This is a genomic window from Ursidibacter arcticus (assembly GCF_009761375.1).
GTDB classification, from domain to species: Bacteria; Pseudomonadota; Gammaproteobacteria; order Enterobacterales; family Pasteurellaceae; genus Ursidibacter; species Ursidibacter arcticus.
The window spans coordinates 122,586-139,416 of sequence record NZ_LEKM01000116.1 but is presented as its reverse complement, the minus strand read 5'-3'; the positions used below and the strand labels follow the sequence as shown (position 1 = coordinate 139,416).

16 protein-coding genes are annotated in these 16,831 nt (G+C 37.5%); 7 read left to right on the top strand and 9 right to left on the bottom strand.

The genetic code is table 11. The features are described from left to right. Positions 1-222 precede the first annotated feature (222 nt). A complete protein-coding gene (locus A1D25_RS04520; RefSeq protein ID WP_157394499.1) occupies positions 223-486 on the bottom strand; it encodes a GlsB/YeaQ/YmgE family stress response membrane protein in 264 nt (87 codons plus the stop codon). 164 nt (positions 487-650) lie between these two features. Here A1D25_RS04520 and xseA point away from each other — a divergent pair, with 164 nt between their 5' ends. Then, a complete protein-coding gene (gene xseA / locus A1D25_RS04515; RefSeq protein WP_157394498.1) occupies positions 651-2,117 on the top strand; it encodes an exodeoxyribonuclease VII large subunit in 1,467 nt (488 codons plus the stop codon). 61 nt (positions 2,118-2,178) lie between these two features. Here xseA and mltA read toward each other — a convergent pair whose 3' ends face one another. The 3 genes from mltA to rlmE all read right to left on the bottom strand — a co-directional run bounded on the left by mltA (position 2,179) and on the right by rlmE (position 6,099). Continuing rightward, positions 2,179-3,279 (bottom strand): murein transglycosylase A, encoded by a 1,101-nt coding sequence (gene mltA, locus A1D25_RS04510; protein ID WP_157394507.1) that lies wholly within the window; start codon positions 3,277-3,279, stop codon positions 2,179-2,181. A 177-nt stretch (positions 3,280-3,456) separates the two neighbouring features. Continuing rightward, a complete protein-coding gene (gene ftsH, locus A1D25_RS04505; protein WP_157394497.1) occupies positions 3,457-5,397 on the bottom strand; it encodes an ATP-dependent zinc metalloprotease FtsH in 1,941 nt (646 codons plus the stop codon). A gap of 75 nt (positions 5,398-5,472) precedes the next feature. Beyond that, a complete protein-coding gene (gene rlmE / locus A1D25_RS04500; protein WP_157394496.1) occupies positions 5,473-6,099 on the bottom strand; it encodes a 23S rRNA (uridine(2552)-2'-O)-methyltransferase RlmE in 627 nt (208 codons plus the stop codon). A gap of 225 nt (positions 6,100-6,324) precedes the next feature. On the opposite strand from rlmE, the gene fabI reads away from it, so the two are divergent. Both fabI and A1D25_RS04490 read left to right on the top strand, forming a co-directional pair. Further along, a complete protein-coding gene (gene fabI / locus A1D25_RS04495) occupies positions 6,325-7,113 on the top strand; it encodes an enoyl-ACP reductase FabI (RefSeq protein ID WP_157394495.1) in 789 nt (262 codons plus the stop codon). A gap of 127 nt (positions 7,114-7,240) precedes the next feature. Further along, positions 7,241-9,220 (top strand): exoribonuclease II, encoded by a 1,980-nt coding sequence (locus A1D25_RS04490; RefSeq protein ID WP_157394494.1) that lies wholly within the window; start codon positions 7,241-7,243, stop codon positions 9,218-9,220. Positions 9,221-9,340: 120 nt separating this feature from the next. Here the strand turns inward: A1D25_RS04490 and ispF are convergent, their stop codons facing one another. The 3 genes from ispF to ftsB are packed head-to-tail and all read right to left on the bottom strand — an operon-like array spanning position 9,341 to position 10,804. Then, positions 9,341-9,817, bottom strand: coding sequence for a 2-C-methyl-D-erythritol 2,4-cyclodiphosphate synthase (gene ispF / locus A1D25_RS04485; protein WP_157394493.1), 477 nt, complete (start codon positions 9,815-9,817; stop codon positions 9,341-9,343). Further along, a complete protein-coding gene (gene ispD / locus A1D25_RS04480; protein ID WP_157394492.1) occupies positions 9,810-10,496 on the bottom strand; it encodes a 2-C-methyl-D-erythritol 4-phosphate cytidylyltransferase in 687 nt (228 codons plus the stop codon). Before ispD ends, ispF begins: the two co-directional genes overlap by 8 nt. Positions 10,497-10,528: 32 nt before the next feature. Further along, positions 10,529-10,804, bottom strand: a complete 276-nt coding sequence (ftsB, locus tag A1D25_RS04475; RefSeq protein ID WP_157394491.1) for a cell division protein FtsB — start codon at positions 10,802-10,804, stop codon at positions 10,529-10,531. A gap of 230 nt (positions 10,805-11,034) precedes the next feature. Between ftsB and pckA the strand changes: the two genes are divergently transcribed. After that, a complete protein-coding gene (pckA, locus tag A1D25_RS04470) occupies positions 11,035-12,645 on the top strand; it encodes a phosphoenolpyruvate carboxykinase (ATP) (RefSeq protein WP_157394490.1) in 1,611 nt (536 codons plus the stop codon). 222 nt (positions 12,646-12,867) lie between these two features. Continuing rightward, complete coding sequence (lysS, locus tag A1D25_RS04465) at positions 12,868-14,370, top strand: lysine--tRNA ligase (protein WP_157394489.1); 1,503 nt, start codon at positions 12,868-12,870, stop codon at positions 14,368-14,370. 77 nt (positions 14,371-14,447) lie between these two features. On the opposite strand, the gene can is transcribed toward lysS, so the two are convergent. Together can and A1D25_RS04455 are read right to left on the bottom strand one after the other, a co-directional pair. Next, a complete protein-coding gene (gene can, locus A1D25_RS04460) occupies positions 14,448-15,131 on the bottom strand; it encodes a carbonate dehydratase (RefSeq protein ID WP_157394488.1) in 684 nt (227 codons plus the stop codon). Positions 15,132-15,209: 78 nt separating this feature from the next. Continuing rightward, positions 15,210-15,527, bottom strand: a complete 318-nt coding sequence (locus A1D25_RS04455) for a DUF496 family protein (RefSeq protein WP_157394487.1) — start codon at positions 15,525-15,527, stop codon at positions 15,210-15,212. A 169-nt stretch (positions 15,528-15,696) separates the two neighbouring features. Here A1D25_RS04455 and A1D25_RS04450 point away from each other — a divergent pair, with 169 nt between their 5' ends. After that, on the top strand, positions 15,697-16,338 hold the full coding sequence (locus A1D25_RS04450; RefSeq protein ID WP_157394506.1) for a glutathione S-transferase N-terminal domain-containing protein: 642 nt from the start codon (positions 15,697-15,699) through the stop codon (positions 16,336-16,338). After that, on the top strand, positions 16,338-16,754 hold the full coding sequence (locus A1D25_RS04445; RefSeq protein WP_157394486.1) for a ClpXP protease specificity-enhancing factor: 417 nt from the start codon (positions 16,338-16,340) through the stop codon (positions 16,752-16,754). The genes A1D25_RS04450 and A1D25_RS04445 overlap by 1 nt, the downstream gene beginning before the upstream one ends. Positions 16,755-16,831 lie beyond the last annotated feature (77 nt).

Genomic DNA, 16,831 nt, shown 5'->3' with positions numbered 1-16,831 from the left:
AATCCGTGTTTATGGATAACGGTATTTTGGCAGTAAGGGCAATTTTTTGTTCATTTTCAAAAATGTGGGTTAAAGGCTTGTAGTATAAGGCTTAACTACACTTTTTTCCCACATTTTTGTCCATTACACCTTTTACACTATGTACAAAATTTTATCGCAAAATAATCGCTTGTTAATTTGCCACCCACTAGGTAGCAGGCGACATCACTGTTATTTTTTAGATTAAGATTTCATTATCTTAAAGAAACGTAGAATAAAGATGAGTAAACTAGCGCCTAATACACCGAACAATAAACCAGAAGCATTTAAACTTCCTGCAGAATGAGCAGAACCGATTCCTAATAAATCGCCGAATACCCAGCGTCCGAGAGATGATCCAATAATACCAATAACGATATTCATCAATAACCCCATATCGCTTTTCATTACTTTTTCCGCAATCCAACCGATAAGCGCACCAACAATAATTGCAGCAATCCAGCCCATAAAATTCTCCTTATAACAATTGATATAACTAGATGTAGATTATTTCTACAATATCTAGACTAGCACAATAACAAAATTTTAACAAATCATAATAGTATATTTCAGGAATGATAAATATTATAACTATGATAAAATTCACTGATTTTCATTTTTAGGGCTACATAATGCAAAATAATGTTCTTACCGTTACTCAGCTGAATTATGCTGTTCGCCATACATTAGAAACTGAATTTAGTTACATCTGGTTAGTGGGGGAAATCTCTAACTTTAGCCAACCTGTTTCAGGGCATTGGTATTTAACCCTTAAAGATGAGCAGGCACAAGTTCGGTGTGCAATGTTCAGAATGAAAAATCAGCGAGTGAATTTTCAGCCTAAAAATGGAATGCAAGTGCTTGTAAGAGCGAATGTGAGCTTATATGAGCCGAGAGGCGATTATCAAGTGCTGATTGAAACTATGCAACCCGCGGGAGATGGTTTATTACAACAACAGTTTGAACAGCTTAAAATGAAATTAGCCGCAGAAGGACTTTTTGCCCAAGAGCATAAAAAGCCTTTGCCAAACTATGTAAAAACAGTAGGGATTATCACTTCATCAAGTGGAGCAGCTTTACAAGATATTCTTAATATTTTGGGACGCCGAGATCCAAGTTTACAGATTGTAATTTATCCAACAATGGTGCAAGGTAAAGAGGCAACCGCAGATATTGTACAAATGATCAAACTGGCGAATTTACGCAAAGAGTGTGATGTGTTGATTGTTGGACGTGGTGGTGGATCTTTAGAAGATTTATGGTGTTTTAATGAAGAAAGCGTAGCTTGGGCAATTTATCATTCTGATATTCCGATTATCAGTGCTGTTGGACACGAAACCGATGTCACGATCGCTGATTTTGTTGCGGATATACGAGCACCAACCCCTTCAGCCGCTGCTGAATTAGTCAGTCGAGATCAACAAGAACGTAAACGCCAATTACAACACTATCAAGATCGTGTGAATTTAGCATTTGACCGCTTATGGTCTGACCATTTACGCAGATTTGCTTATTTGCGTTCTCGACTAATGGCACAGCATCCAAAAAAACAACTTCAACTTCGCCAACAGCAGTTACTAGGCGTTCAACATCGTATGGTGCAGACAATACGAATGCAATTGTTTCACCAACAGCAAACCTTAAAACAGTTTGCACAGCGTGTTTATCTTCAACACCCGCAAAAACAGCTAGAACGTCAGCAACAGCAATTGAATTTGTTACATAAACAGCTTATACAAAATATGGAACAACGTTTTTTAGATAAACAGCAGAAATTTAAAAATGTAACCCAACGCTTAAAACATAATCCTTTGCCGCATTCCATTCGCCAGCAACAACATCAATGGGGAAAATTAGAGCAGCGTTTAGTTTTTGCAATTCAGCGGAAAAATACACTATCGCAACAATATTTTCAGCAATTATGTGTCAAGCTTGAAGGGCTAAGTCCATTAAAAGTGCTGGCTAGAGGCTATTCTGTTACACAAAATCAACAAGGTATCGCCTTGATTTCTACTCAGCATATCAATGTGGGAGATATTCTACATACAAGGCTAGAGCAGGGAAGTGTGGTTAGTGAAGTAGTATCAATAGAAGAGTAAAGAATAGCAAAATGTTGGATTTACGATTACTCATAAAAATCCAACATTTTTTTATTAGAGATTAGTTAAGTAACCAAACTCGTCCATAATGCTTCATTAAGCCAGCTTTATGTCCTGCCTGATCGCCAATGCCTTGGTATAAATCGAAATGTTGATTTTTAACTGCACCGCCGACATCAAGTGCTACCATCAAGCGTAATTCGTGTTTACCTGTCCAATTACCTGAATGATCAACTAATGGCATTTCTACTAATAGCACACTGCCTGTCGGTACAATGCGTTTATCTGATGCCACAGACGCTAATGCAACAAGTGGAACCCCTGCTGAACCTTTCACATCTAGGGTTGGATCGTGGCGGAAATAAACAAATGAGCGATTACGTTCAAGTAGGGCTTGTAAACGATGTGGGTTTCTTGCTCCCCATTCTCGAATTGCTTGAACAGACATTTTCTCTTTAGGAATTTCTCCATCTTCCACTAATAAACGTCCAACACTAGTGTAGCCATATCCATTTTTATCTCCATAGGCAAAATGGCGTAAATTTCCTCCACCTAGATCAACAAATCCACTACCTTGGACTTCCATTAGAAAATTCTCTAAATATGAATTAGTATAAGCTAACTCTAGACCTTTACCGTATAATGCTCCTCTGTAGATTTCTGCTCGAGCATATTTTTTATTTCCTTTCGGAATAGCATAAATCGGGTGGCGAAATTCACCTTGTGGAGTTAAACGTGCTTGAATAACAGGAATATAATACCCAGTCATCAATACATTTTGGTAGCCATCTTCACCACGCATTTGGCGAGAGTGTAATCCGAAACGTGTGAGCTCATTGATGTTTCCACCTGCATTCACCCAAGCGGTGATTTTGCGGTAAGTATTGCCAAATGTGGCTGAAATATTGCCAGAGTATTGATACACATTATTTAGCTGTTGTAAAAACTCTCTAGGGTTTACAATTTTTCCATTTGCTGCCACAGTTGCAGTAGCAAAATGTGGTATATTTTCGGAGACAAAATGACGACCATTTTTAATAGCACCCCATCTTGAACCATCAGGTATGCTTACTTCGGTTTTTTTCGCTACATTATTCGAACAGCTAGCGATGAAGAGTGTAATTCCAGTTAATGCGATTTTTTTATAGGCTTTCCAAAACATCATAGTTCCTAACAAGTTAAAAATGAACAAAGCTTAATAAGGGCTAAGAATATCAAAAAAGAATGTAAAACGATACTGATAAGTCTAAATATAAATAACCTGATTTCAGATTAGATTTTATGTACATATAAAAAAACCGAGCAATTTATCTGCTCGGTTTTACTTGCATTTTATTGATTATTTAACATCAGCTTCACTGTCTGAAACAGTACCGACATTTTTATCAGTAGGCTCTGTTTCAGAGAAAGTGTCATCAACTTTTGTTTCTGACGCTTTTTCATCTGAAGATGATGGTGGCGTATTATCTCCACTATCATTCCAACCTGCTGGTTCGCCAACTGGTTTACGTTCCATTAGGTTCTTGATCTGTGGCATATCGATCGTTTCATATTTCATTAACGCATCTTTCATTGCGTGTAAAATATCCATATTGTCGATCAATACTTGTCTTGCACGCTCATAGTTACGTTCAATAATCTTACGCACTTCTTCATCAATAAGCTGTGCAGTAGCCTCTGATACCACTTTTGGTGCACCAAAACCCTCTTCTTCTTTATATAAGATAGGACCAAGATTTTCAGAAAAGCCCCATTCAGTTACCATTCTACGAGCAATATTCGATGCGACTTGAATATCACTTGATGCACCTGTTGAAATATTCTCTTTACCATAGATAAGCTCTTCTGCTAAACGTCCACCATAGGTACTAGCTAATTTGCCTTCTAACTGTTTTTGACTAATACTCACTTTGTCGCCTTCAGGTAAGAAGAACGTAACCCCTAACGCACGTCCACGTGGAATAATTGTTACTTTATGCACTGGGTCGTGTTCTGGCATTAAATAACCTACAATAGCGTGTCCTGCCTCGTGATATGCCGTTGAGATTTTTTGCTCGTCAGTCATAATCATTGAACGGCGTTCTGGCCCCATATTGATTTTATCTTTAGCCTTTTCAAAGTCATTCATTGTAACAACTCGTTGGTTAGCACGAGCAGAGAATAAAGCAGCTTCATTCACTAAATTTGCTAACTCCGCACCAGAATACCCTGGTGTACCACGAGCAATAATCATCGGATCAACATCAGGAGCTAATGGTACTTTTTTCATATGTACTTTTAAGATCTGCTCACGCCCTTTCACATCAGGTAATCCAACCATTACTTGACGGTCAAAACGCCCCGGACGAGTTAATGCATTATCTAATACATCTGCTCGGTTTGTTGCTGCGATAATAATGATCCCTTCAGATCCTTCAAAACCGTCCATTTCAACAAGCATTTGGTTTAATGTTTGTTCACGCTCATCGTGTCCGCCACTAAAACCTGCGCCACCACGTTTACGTCCTACGGCATCAATTTCATCAATGAAGATAATACAAGGTGCATTCTTCTTCGCTTGATCGAAAAGATCACGCACACGAGATGCCCCTACTCCAACAAACATTTCAACGAAATCCGAACCTGCCATTGTAAAGAAAGGCACTTTGGCTTCGCCTGCGATAGCTTTTGCTAATAAAGTTTTACCTGTTCCCGGTGGACCCACCATTAAAATCCCTTTCGGAATACGCCCACCCAGTTTTTGGAATTTGCTTGGGTCACGCAAGAAATCAACTACTTCTGCAACTTCTTCTTTGGCTTCATCACAACCTGCTACATCAGCAAAAGTTGTTTTAATTTGATCTGGTGCGATCATTTTTGCTTTGCTCTTGCCAAAACCCATTGCTCCGCCTCTACCGCCACCTTGCATTTGACGCATATAGAAAACCCAGAAGCCGATAAGCAATAACATTGGGAACCAAGAAATCAAAATTTGAGATAACAACCCACGACGTTCTGCAGGTTCGCCCACAACAGTAATATTTTTATTTAAAAGATCGTTTAATAAATCTCGATCATAAATCGGCATTACGGTTTGATATTCTGAACCATTCGATTTGGTTACGGTTATTACTTCATCATTATTCTTAAAATTGACCGATTTTAAACGGTTTTCTTTTAAGTCATTGATAAATGTCGAATATTCCACAGTGTTTGTACTGCCAAAATTCGTATTAAAACCTTGGAATGCAGTCATTAGCGTTAAGCCAATTACCACCCAAAGTAGAATATTTTTAAACATATCGTTCAAGGTTTTACCTCTTTTTAGGACTAAAAAATTCTGTAAAGATTACTATAAAATGAAAGGATATTCCACCTATCCTTTATATCCTGTGGCGACAATATACACTTCACGCGAGCGATCTCGAGATGCTTCAGGTTTACGCACTTTTACCACGCTGAATAATGCCCGAATTTCACGCAAGTAGTCATCAAAACCTTCGCCTTGGAACACTTTGACCACAAAACTGCCTTTGGGTGCTAATACTTGGCGACACATATCTAACGCCAGTTCAACCAAATACATTGCTCTAGGTATATCAACCGATGGCATACCACTAAAATTCGGTGCCATATCTGACATTACCACATCAACTTTATCTTCCCCGACTCGTTCCAACAAGGCATTTAATACACTCTCTTCACGAAAATCGCCTTGTAAGAAATCAACACCTGCAATCGGGTTCATATCTAAAATATCACAAGCAATAACTCGCCCTTTACTGCCAATTTGTGTAACCACATATTGCGACCAACCACCAGGGGCTGCCCCTAAATCAACGACCGTCATTCCGTGTTTAAATAAACGGTCGGTTTGTTGAATTTCATCTAGCTTAAAATATGCTCTTGAGCGTAATTTTTGTTTATGTGCTTTTTGCACAAATTGATCTTTAAAATGTTCTGCAAGCCAACGTGATGAACTTGCACTCCGTTTTTTTCCCATTTTTCTTCTCTGCCATTGATTTGAGCTGACTATAATAAGACCGAAATCCCTGATTTCAAGGGAAAAGTGAAATTTTTGTAAATAAGCGGTGGAATAAATGGTTCACTTTGCAAAAAACTACTCCGATCTGACCGCTTATATTTCCCGAAAGGGTAAAATTTCGTTATAATCCGCTCGTTTTGCTCATTTTGAGCATATTTTATCACTATTATAGAGGAATTATTTATGGGCTTTTTAGCAGGCAAACGCATTTTAATTACAGGATTAGCAAGCAACCGTTCTATCGCTTACGGTATTGCAAGTGCAATGAAACGTGAAGGTGCGGAATTAGCTTTTACCTACTTAAATGATAAATTAAAAGGTCGCGTTGAAGAATTTGCGAAAGAATTTGGTTCGGATATTGTATTGCCAATGGATGTTGCAACCGATGAAAACATTAAAGAGTGTTTTAACCAATTAAGTAAACATTGGGAAAAATTTGACGGTTTTGTTCACTCAATCGGCTTTGCTCCAGCAGATCAACTAGATGGCGATTATGTGAATGCCGCAACTCGTGAAGGTTTCCAAATTGCTCACGATATCAGTGCTTATAGCTTTGTGGCAATGGCAAAAGAAGCTCGTGCAATGTTAAATCCAAATTCAGCACTTTTAACCCTTTCTTACTTAGGGGCAGAGCGTGCAATTCCAAACTACAATGTAATGTGTTTAGCTAAAGCATCACTTGAAGCAAGTACTCGTGTAATGGCAGCAACTTTAGGTAAAGATGGTATTCGTGTAAACGCTATTTCTGCTGGCCCAATCCGTACACTTGCGGCATCAGGTATTAAAGACTTCAAAAAAATGTTATCTAATTTTGAAAAAACAGCACCATTACGCCGTACAGTAACCATTGAAGATGTAGGTAATTCTGCTGCATTCTTATGTTCTGATTTGGCAGGCGGTATTACAGGTGAAGTTGTTCACGTTGATGCAGGTTTTAGCATTGTCGCAATGGGCGATTTAGACGCAGAATAATCTACATTTCTTCCACCACGGAAATTTAACGCTATATATTTATTCGGACGCACCTCGTGCGTCCCTTTATTAAATACCATAAATAGCGTTGATATTTCTGTGGTTTATTATTTTTGGTAAATACAAAATGTTTCAAAATAACCCCCTTTTAGCTCAATTAAAGCAACAGATCGAAGCAAATAAAGAATATGTTGAAGGTGTCGTTAAAACCTCAGATAAAAGCTACGGTTTTTTAGAATGCGATAAAAACAGCTATTTCATTCCGCCCCAAGAAATGAAAAAAATTATGCACGGCGATAAAATTCGTGCAGTGGTAAAACGTGATGGCGATAAAGAACAAGTTGAAGTGGATTCATTGATTGAACCAATGCTTGATCGTTTTATTGCTCAAGTAAAATTTAATAAAGATGGCAAATTACAACTTGCAGTCGATCACCCAAGCATTAAATCCCTTATTCCTGCCAATACGCATAAAAAAGTTGAAGAAAAATTAGCTGAAAATGATTGGGTCGTTGCACAATTAAAAACACACCCATTGCGTGATGATCGTTTTTTCTTTGCTCAAGTTACTCAATTTATTTGTAAAGCAGATGATAATTTCGCACCTTGGTGGGTAACATTAGCACGCCACGAGCAACCTAGAGAGTCTGTTGCGGGCGAGAAATCTTATACTTTAGATGATGCCTTAGTGCGTGAAGATCTCTCTGATCTTTACTTTACGACAATCGACTCGCCAAGCACGCAAGATATGGATGATGCCCTTTACATCGAGCCTATTGAACAGAATGGAGAACAAACAGGCTGGCGTTTAGTGGTTGCGATTGCTGACCCAACTGCTTATATTCCGCTTGATTCCAATATTGAAAAAGCTGCTCGCCAACGTTGTTTTACCAACTATCTCCCAGGTTTTAACATTCCAATGTTGCCACGAGAGCTTTCTGACGAGCTTTGTTCATTAGTCCCGAATGAGAAACGCCCTGCATTAGTGGCTTATATTGAAGTCGATTTACAAGGAAATATCTTAGGTGAAACTCGCTTTACATCTGCTTGGGTAGAATCAAAAGCCAAATTAGCCTACAACGATGTTTCTGATTTTATTGAGAAAGTAGATAACCACTGGCGACCTGAAAATGAGCAAATTGAACAACAAATTAACTGGTTACATCAATTTACTCTCGCTCGAATTGAATGGCGTAGTAAAAATGCCCTGCTATTTAAAGAGCAAGGGGATTACTCTTTTGAGCTCAATGAAGATGGTTCTGTGCGTGATATTCACGTTGAATATCGCCGTATCGCAAATCAAATGATTGAAGAATCAATGATTTTAGCCAATATTTGTGCCGCACAGTATTTAGCTAAATATGCCCACACTGGTGTATTCAATACACATTCTGGATTTGATAGTAAAAACCTTGAATTAGCGAAAAAATTCTTACTAGATACCCTTGGTAATGAGCAAAATTATGAAGCACTATCTCAACGCTATGCCCCTGAGCATCTTGCTACTTTGGAAGGCTACTGTGAGATGCGTCGTGATATTGAACAATTCCCTGAGAATTTTTTAGAAATGCGTTTACGCCGCTATCTCACCTTTGCGGAATTTAAAACAGAATGTGCCCCACATTTAGGCTTAGGAATTAGCCACTATGCAACTTGGACATCGCCTATCCGTAAATATGGCGATATGGTTAATCACCGCTTAATCAAACAAGTATTAGCACAACAAAGTGCAACTGCCGTTGATGAAAGCATTTTAGTGCGTTTGCAAGAAGCTCGTAAACAAAACCGAATGGTTGAGCGAGATATTGCTGATTGGTTATATGCACGTTATCTTGCCCCAATGGTTGAAAAAAATATTGAATTTGAAGGGGAAATTCACGATGTTTCTCGTGGTGGATTGCGTGTAAAAGTGCTCGAAAATGGAGCATCAATTTTTGTACCATTTTCAACTATCCACCCAAATAAAGACGAAATGCTTTATAACCCTGAAGAAATTGCTCTTTATATCAAAGGCGAAAAAAGCTATCAAATCGGACAAAAGGTTAAAGTTAAACTTAAAGAAGTCCGTATTGAAACTCGCTCTATTGTCGGTGAATTAGTGATTTAACCTAACAAGCGGTAAGATAGGTTTGAAATTTTGCAAAATTTTCACTTATCTTACAGGGTGTAATGGACAAAAATGTGGGATTTTTGTCCATTACACCTCTTACAGCTTACTTAAAAATAATTACTTCTTGACCAACAACGCAACAGCTTCGCAAGCAATACCTTCTTGTCTACCTGTAAAACCTAATTTTTCCGTTGTAGTAGCTTTTACATTAACTTGGGAAATGTCGCATTCAAGATCTTCTGCGATCGCCTGACGCATTTGGTCAATGTACGGACGCATTTTTGGAGCTTGAGCAATAATAGTAACATCAACATTACCGACTTTATATCCTGTTTCTTGTACTTGTCGATAGGCTTCAATCAGCAAGCCACGACTATTTGCTCCCTTGTATGCCATATCTGTATCAGGAAAAAGTTTACCTATATCACCCAAGGCAACTGCACCGAGTAAAGCATCTGTTAATGCGTGGAGAGCAACATCACCATCTGAATGAGCGATAAAACCCTTTTCATAAGGAATTGTTACTCCACCAATAATCAAAGGGCCTTGTTCGCTAAAAGCGTGAACGTCAAAACCGTGTCCAATTCTAATCATTTTGTGTTCCTTGTATTAAATAAAATTCAGCTAGAGCTAAGTCTTCTGGACGAGTTACCTTGATATTATCACTCCTAGCGGGGGCTAATTTAGGGTGAAAGCCAGCAAATTCCATTGCAGAGGCTTCATCGGTAATGGCTAGATGTTTTGCTAGCCCTTGTTGAATCGCATTTCTAAGAGGAATGGCTGGGAAAAATTGTGGTGTTAATGCGTGCCATAACGTTGTTCTATCTTCAGTATGAGCAATCTGGCAACCATCGGTGCTACGTTTAATTGTGTCTATGGCAGGAGTCGCCAAAATTGCACCATTAGGATCAGTAATTTGCAAAAGTTTATCAAGATCCGACCGCTTCAGACAAGGACGAGCAGCATCGTGGACTAACGCCCAGTCTTGTTCTGTGAGATTAGCTAATCCATTTAATACAGAGTGTGCTCTCGTTTCTCCTCCAAAAACAATTTGAATTTTCGGGTGTTTTAAGATTGAGAGAGAAGAGTAGTAAGCATCAGTTTCAGAGACTGCAACAATAATTTGTGTAATACGAGGGTCGTCAATAAATAGCGACAGCGTATGTTCTAAAATAGTTTTGTTTTGGATTTTCAGATACTGCTTTGGTAACTGACTTTGCATTCGACTGCCAATACCCGATGCAGGAATAATTGCAATAATATTTCGTTTCATTGTTTGTATTTGACCTGTCTATTTTCAAGAACTTACTGGCGTGGAATAATGCGATAAAACATCTCATTTCCTTTGACCATATCTAGAATAGATCTTGCTCGTTCTTCCAATGCATTTGAGCCTGTTTTTAAGTCTTGAATTTCAACAATAATTACATTATTGCGAGAAAGTAGGGCTTTATGTTCCTCTTTCAATAATGCAACATTATTTTGGATAGTTTGATAATCGGACCATCCATTTTTCCCGAACCAAAAGCTAAATTGGAAATAGCATAGTAACAAAGATAAAAAAACAATTAAGAGTCTCATAAATTTCTCGTGTAGATAAATATAAAAGAATTTTGTAACAAAAAAGCAAATTTTTGTAGTGCCAGCCATATTTTTAGTAAAAATAACTGTTCATATTCTATCAAATCAGCATTTTTATTTGTAAAAAATTTGATGAAATTTCAAAAATTTGAAGTAGGTAACATTTTTTTTGATGAAATACTCTTACAATACGCCCAGTTTTTAAATTTAACCATATATGAGGTGTTACTATGTCAAATCGTGTTGTACAAGAACTTGGACTTTTAGGTATTACTAATGTAAAAGAGATTGTTTATAACCCAAACTATGAACAACTCTTTGAAGAAGAAATGAAACCCGAGTTGCAAGGTTTTGAGAAAGGTCGCTTAACAACTTCTGGGGCTGTTGCTGTGGATACTGGTATTTTCACAGGCCGTTCTCCAAAAGATAAATATATTGTACTTGATGAAAGTACGAAAGACACTGTTTGGTGGACATCTGATGCCGTTAAAAACGATAACAAGCCGATGAACCAATCAACGTGGCAAAGTTTAAAAGATTTAGTGACTAACCAACTTTCTAATAAACGTTTATTTGTTATTGATGCGTTCTGTGGAGCAAACAAAGATAGTCGTGTTGCAGTGCGTATTGTAACAGAAGTTGCGTGGCAAGCTCACTTCGTGAAGAATATGTTTATTCGCCCATCAGAAGCAGAGTTAGTTGATTTCAAACCTGATTTTGTGGTAATGAATGGTTCAAAAGTAACTAATCCAAACTGGAAAGAACAAGGTTTAAATTCAGAGAACTTTGTTGCATTCAACTTAACTGAAAAAATTCAATTAATTGGTGGTACTTGGTACGGTGGTGAGATGAAAAAAGGTTTATTCTCACTGATGAATTACTGGTTACCATTAAAAGGTATCGCATCAATGCACTGTTCTGCTAACGTGGGTGAAAAAGGTGATGTTGCGGTATTCTTCGGTTTATCAGGAACGGGTAAAACCACACTTTCAACAGATCCAAAACGTAAATTAATTGGTGATGATGAACACGGTTGGGACGATGATGGCGTATTTAACTATGAGGGTGGTTGCTATGCGAAAACCATTAAACTTTCACCTGAAAATGAACCTGATATTTATGGTGCAATCAAACGTGATGCACTATTAGAAAACGTAGTGGTGCGTGAAGATGGTTCAGTAGATTATGATGATGGTTCAAAAACAGAAAATACTCGTGTTTCTTACCCAATTTATCATATCAACAACATTGTTGAGCCAGTATCTAAAGCAGGCCACGCGAAGAAAGTGATTTTCTTAACAGCAGATGCGTTTGGAGTATTACCACCAGTATCTAAATTAACGCCAGAACAAACTAAATACTATTTCTTATCTGGTTTCACGGCGAAACTAGCCGGTACAGAACGTGGTATTACTGAACCAACACCAACATTCTCAGCGTGTTTTGGTGCTGCATTCTTATCTCTTCACCCAACACAATATGCGGAAGTATTAGTAAAACGTATGGAAGCATCAGGTGCGGAGGCTTACTTAGTTAATACTGGTTGGAACGGTACAGGAAAACGTATTTCTATCAAAGATACTCGCGGTATCATTGATGCGATTTTAGATGGTTCTATTGAAAATGCAGAAATGAAAACATTACCGATTTTTGATTTAGCAGTACCAACCGCATTACCAGGTGTTGATCCTGCAATTTTAGATCCACGAGATACTTATGCAGATAAAGCACAATGGCAAGCTAAAGCTGAAGACTTAGCGGGTCGTTTCGTGAAAAACTTTGAAAAATACACCACAAATGATGAAGGTAAAGCATTAGTGGCGGCAGGTCCTAAATTATAATTGATTTAGTAAGTTAAACATCGGCTTTGATTATTGTGAAGTAATCAAAGCCGTTTTTTTATGTTTAAATTTGCTTTAGAAACACGTTATAAAAAGAGTAAAATGATCTGTCTCTAAAAAATCTTTGCCATCTAAACTCTTACTTTCTACCAAAAAGCAATAAAATCCCTTATAATCTCAAGTTTTAAATGAACTGAATTCTTTTTAAATTAAGGTAATAAAATGTCTGAACAAGAAAACCAAGAACTTGATTTGAATGGCGAAATGTTAGCTCGCCGTGAGAAATTAAATCAATTACGTCAAAGAGGAAATCCATTCCCTAATACTTTCCGTCGTGAAGATTTAGCACAGGATCTTCATCAAAAATATGATGATGTAGAAGGTGAAGAGTTAAAAGCCAAAGAAATTCAAGCCGTAGTTGCAGGGCGTATTATGTTACGTCGTGCAATGGGTAAAGCAACATTTATTACCATTCAAGATGTCAGCGATAAAATTCAACTATATGTAGCTCGTGATAATTTAGCAGAAGGAGAGTATGAAAATACTATTTCAATGCTTGATTTAGGCGATATCGTGGGCGTTAAAGGGACGTTATTTAAAACTAAAACAGGTGAATTAACTGTTCGTGCAACTGAGTTTGAACTATTAACTAAGGCACTTCGCCCATTACCAGATAAACATAAAGGCTTAACGGATCAAGAAACACGTTATCGTCAGCGTTATTTAGATCTTATTGCAAATGAAGAGTCTCGCCGTACTTTTGTTATTCGTTCAAAAGTGGTATCAGGTATTCGTCAATTCTTCCTTGAAAAAGGTTTTATTGAAGTTGAAACACCAATGTTACAAGTTATCCCAGGTGGTGCAGCAGCGAAACCATTTATCACACATCATAACGCATTAGATGTAGATATGTATCTGCGTATTGCACCAGAACTCTATTTAAAACGTTTAGTTGTAGGTGGATTTGAGCGTGTATTTGAATTAAACCGTAACTTCCGTAATGAAGGGGTTTCTGTTCGTCATAACCCTGAATTTACAATGATCGAATACTATCAAGCCTATGCAGACTACCACGACTTAATGGATAACACTGAAGAGTTATTACGCCGTTTAGCATTAGATATTCTAGGAACAACAGATGTGCCTTACGGTGAATATGTTTTTGACTTCGGTAAACCGTTTGAGCGTATCACAATGCACGATGCAATTGTGAAATACGGCAATGGTATTAGCCTTGAAGATTTACACGATTTTGATAAAGCCGTTGCGATTGCGAAAGGATTACATATCGAAATCCAAAAATCGTGGGGATTAGGTTCAGTTGTTAATGCAATTTTTGAAGAAGTGGCAGAACATCAACTAATTCAGCCGACTTTCTTAATGGCTCACCCAGCGGAAATTTCTCCATTAGCACGCCGTAATGATGAGAACCCAGATGTTACTGATCGCTTTGAGCTTTTCATTGGCGGACGTGAAATTGGTAATGGTTTCTCAGAATTAAACGATGCAGAAGACCAAGCGGAGCGTTTCCAAGCTCAAGTTGAAGCAAAAGAAGCGGGAGATGATGAAGCAATGTTCTACGATGATGATTTTGTGGTTGCATTAGAACACGGCTTACCACCAACAGCAGGTGAAGGCTTAGGTATTGACCGTTTAGCAATGATTTTTGCAAACGCACCATCTATTCGTGATGTGATTTTATTCCCAGCAATGCGTCAGAAGTAATTTAAATAAAGTAAAAATAATTTAGCGATAGCAAATTTGCTGTCGCTTTTATTTTTGATATCAATATTATAGTTATATTAGGTATTCGTTCTATTTTGTGCAGATATTTCATCTGCTTCTGCTAGTAATTTTGAAATTGCTTGTCGGTAGGTTATTTCAAGAGAATGGCGACTGGTTGCGATAACACCTTGATCATTTAAGAAACCATCATTGACATCATAAACCCAACCGTGAATAGAAAGTGCTTTCCCACGTTTCCACGCAGCATCAACAATAGATGAACGCCCTAAGTTATACACTTGTTCTGCAACATTTAGGCGAGTGAGTATATCTGCTCGTTGCTCGTATGATAACTTACCTAACAAATGGCTATGTTTAAACCATAAGTCTTTAATATGAAGCAACCAGTTATTGATTAAGCCAAAATCTTCTGTACCAATAGCAGCTTTAATTCCACCACAATTTGTATGCCCACAGATAATAATATGCTCAATATCAAGCACATCGACTGCATATTGCACCACTGACAAACAATTTAAATCCGTATGAATGACCATATTGGCAACATTACGATGAACAAAAAGTTCACCAGGTTCTAAGCCTGTTAGTTTTTCTGCAGGTACTCGGCTATCAGAGCAGCCAATCCAAAGATAATTAGGCTTTTGATGTTCGGCAAGCTGTTTAAAATAATCAGATTGCTCATCTTTCATTTGGGTTGCCCAAGCGTGATTATTGGCGAATAGTCGTTCTATTTTTTTCATATTTGGCTTCCTGAATGTAAGATTGGCGAATAACTATCCTAAATCAATAATTTAGGATAGTTAGAGGGAGAGAATATATTATTTTTTGTGGCTATGTTCAGCCATTTTTTGGCGAATACCGCGGCGTTCTTTAGAAAGTTCTGCATTGCGGATCATATAATCATCTACACGATTTTCATAATCTTCACGCATATTAGCAATAATTGCTCTAATTTCTTCTACTGACATTGATTCAGTAATATATTGGTTAAGGTTATCTAATAATAAAATACGTTTTTGATTATCACGAATTTTACGATCATTATCAGCAGTCTCTCTTAATAGTTTGTTTTTTAAACGGTAGAGATGAACGTATTCCAACATATCTTGGAAAGATTGTTTTTTTGCATTTTCCATTAGTAGATCCTCTAAGTAGTAATGTAAGTAGTGAAATGCTAGACTTTTTCTTGTAGTTCGTCAAAAGGTTTATCAATGAAACCAACATAAAAAAATAGGGCTATTATTGATTGTATAAGATGTGTTAAAATCTGCAGATTATTCGACAGTATTTAATATGGGAGAAAAAATGACCAACGCAAGTAAACGTGCCGTACCAACTCTTTTTTCAGAAAAAACAGATATTTATAGCCATCAGGTTCGTATTGTATTAGCTGAAAAAGGGGTAGCATATGAAATTGAAAATATTGCACCTGGCACTATTTCAGAAGATTTAATGGAAGTAAATCCGCGTGGAACTATTCCAACATTGGTTGATCGTGATTTAGTTTTGTCAAATGCTCGAATTATTATGGAATACCTTGATGAGCGTTTTCCGCATCCTCCGTTAATGCCTGTTTACCCAGTCTTACGAGCACAATGTCGTTTAAATATGCACCGTATCCAAAATGATTGGTATTCATTAATTGATCTTGTTGATAGAGATCCGACCACAGAAGAAGCTAAAAAAGCCTTAAAACAGTTAAAAGAAGAAGTGTTATCTTTAGGCCCTGTGTTTGCTGAAACAACTTATTTCCTAAGCGAAGAGTTTAGCTTAGTAGATTGCTACATTGCGCCATTATTATGGCGTATGCACAATTTGGGGGTTGAATTTACAGGTGCAGGAAGTAAAGCAGTAAAAGCCTATATGCTAAGAGTATTTAAACGTGATAGTTTTATGCAATCTGTGGGTGGCAGTGCACCAAAAAATTTAATGGACGATAAAGACTAATGAAACCATTACGCCCTTATCTTTATCACGCATATTATAATTGGCTATTAGATAACGATTATACCCCTTATCTCTTAGTGAATGCGTCATATCCCGATGTTGATGTTCCTACTGAGTTTGTGCGTGATGGCAAAATTATTTTGAATATTTCACCACGTTCTATCGGGCAATACGTTGTAAATGATGATGCAATTAGTTTTAATGCCCGTTTTCAAGGAATGTTGCGTGATATTTATATCCCATTTGGTGCTGCTGAAGCTATCTATGCTCAAGAAACAGGCGATGGTGTAATGTTTCAGGAAGAAGTTTATTATGATGAGCAACAATATCTAGCACGCTCAACAGAACAAATAGAAACCACGAAAGTAAAAAAAGCACCTAAAGCTAAGCCAACACACCTAAAATTAGTAAAGTAATATAACCATTCTTAATAAGCGGTGAGATTTTGCAAAATATTTGCATTATCTTACCGCTTACTTTTTCCAAAAAACAC